We start from the raw sequence: 2,163 nt of genomic DNA, 5'->3' as shown, positions 1-2,163 counted from the left end.
GTTATAACGTATACATAGTAAAAAAGTGTACAATCGTTTTAATTTCTTTTGCAAAAGGAAAAAAATCTCAAAAGAAATTACTTTCTTAAATAATCAATAATAATCAATTTAGTTAACATAATCAATATTATAGGCAACAGTCTCTTTACTACATAGCTGGAGTATTTAATATGAGCTACAACCTTCCTCTAAATTTAAATTCAATCATAGACATTTGTATGAACTAAATTACCATAACAAAAAGCAGCCTCTACTTAGATTATTAAGTGAAAGCTGCTTTTAAGTCGATTATAAGTTAAACGCTTCCTCACCATACTGAAAATCATTTGTATAGGGTGAGCCATGTAGATGTGCTTTGCTCATATAGATATTAACTAATTCTTCTACAGTTAGATTAAATCGTTTAACAGTAGCCTTTATTGCTTTTGTGCAATGTAATTCTGGCCGCCATTTGTCATCTGGTCTAATTGATTTTCCATAAACTCATAAACGGCATCATCAGAAATAGAAACATCTTCATTCTCAGTATATTCTTCATCAGGCGGTACACTATCGGGATCTTTGTATTCTAGCAGATTCTCCCTTTTAATCTTTTCATCATTATGTACTAACGTTTCGTCGCCATCCTTGTTATTGATATTCATTGAATATGAGTCACCCTTAGATGATGATACAGTGAGCGTACCAAATTCACATTTAGTATTTCCAAAATAGTTACTTAGATCACTACCTATTCCCTCAGTAGTTCCAGAAAGAATATTAAATATGCCTAAAGGGTTGTTGTCATAAAATGCGCTATCAACATCAGCAGCTATATTTATTTTGTACTTACCTTCTCCTCCGTCATACGAGTATGATAAGCTTTTTGTTCCCTTTGATAAATAGTCGTCAAGAATAGAATTTTTGATTGTTGAATCCGTAACTCGCTTAATAGGATTCTAGTTGAATGTCTGAAGCACATCCACTAAGGAGAACGAAAGCACATGCTATTTTGTTGGATTATATATGGATCGATGGAGATTTACCTATTTTATCCCAATTACCTAATGACTTTAATTCTGCTGCTATTTTATTCCACCCTTTTATTCAAATGCCCTCTGGGTTCATTAAATGAAAGATCCACTATTTTTATGGAGAAAAACACCAAATTTATATATCTAATATGCAGAGGAATACGCTTTGAAGGAATTAACTTTAGTTTTACATACAACAAATCATTCAATACAAATTTCAACAGTTTAAAAACTTTTTATTTTCTTTTTATCTGTCCGAAAACGACTTAACATTTATCATCAAAAATAATGAATGTTATCATCAATTACCTTCACTGTTATTGATGGTAATGCAATGTTATGTTATATAAGAAATCAATCAAACACATCTTAGGAGGTATTTACATGAGTGGACATGAACATTCACTACCGAAGTCAAAGGGAAACACATTTGCACTATTTGCTTTGGCCGCAACATTCTTTGGTGTAGGAGTCACAGAATTCATAAGCGTAGGTGTCCTTCCTGCTGTCGCCAAGGAATTTACTATATTAACATCGACAGCTGGATTAATTGTTTCCATGTATGCGCTAGGAGTTGCTATAGGAGGTCCTATTTTAACTTCTCTGACGGCTAAAATTTCACGAAAAAAAGTGTTATTATCCGTTATCGTTCTGTTTATTATAGGGCATATTATAACGGCTATCGCTCCTACTTTCAGTATTGTACTAACAGGACGTATACTATCAGCATTCGCACATGGTGTGTTTTTTGCTATAGGTTCAACGGTTGCTGCAAGTCTTGTTCCTAAAAACCGTCAAGCAAGTGCCATTGCATTTGTATTTGGAGGATTCACGTTGGCCACTGCCATTGGTGCTCCTATAGGGACCTATATCAGTGATATTTTCGGTTGGAGATTTCCTTTTTACGGAATTGCATGTATTGGTGTAATTGCTCTTATTCTTAACGCTATGGCAATTCCAAGTCAACAATTAAAAACAGAAACACCTCCATCTTATAAAGATCAATTAAAGTTAGTAAGAAACGGAAGAATCTTGTTGGTTTTAGCAGTTACTGTTCTAGGATACGGTGGTACATTTGTAACCTTTACGTATCTTTCGCCAATTCTTCAGGAAATCATGGGTATTGGTGCTAAGAACGTAAGTATTATCT

At 33.7% G+C, this 2,163-nt stretch carries 2 protein-coding genes and 1 pseudogene; 2 read left to right on the top strand and 1 reads right to left on the bottom strand.

All coding sequences use genetic code 11. The annotated features are described in order from the left end of the window. Positions 1–416 precede the first annotated feature (416 nt). Positions 417–644: a hypothetical protein gene (locus RB298_RS19110; protein WP_486048037.1), complete on the bottom strand. Its 228-nt coding sequence runs from the start codon at positions 642–644 to the stop codon at positions 417–419. Between the two features lie 302 nt (positions 645–946). On the opposite strand from RB298_RS19110, the pseudogene RB298_RS19105 reads away from it, so the two are divergent. Beyond that, a pseudogene (locus tag RB298_RS19105) lies at positions 947–1,111 on the top strand (DUF2711 family protein); the annotation flags it as partial. 286 nt (positions 1,112–1,397) lie between these two features. Beyond that, a partial coding sequence (locus RB298_RS19100; RefSeq protein ID WP_486048035.1) for an MFS transporter occupies positions 1,398–2,163 on the top strand: 766 nt, incomplete at its 3' end.

Origin of the sequence: Priestia sp. BR_2 (genome assembly GCF_041954005.1) — a bacterium.
GTDB classification, from domain to species: Bacteria; Bacillota; Bacilli; order Paenibacillales; family Paenibacillaceae; genus Paenibacillus_AQ; species Paenibacillus_AQ lautus_A.
The sequence above is the reverse complement of the archived record's forward strand: the minus strand, read 5'-3'. Positions and strand labels throughout refer to the sequence as shown.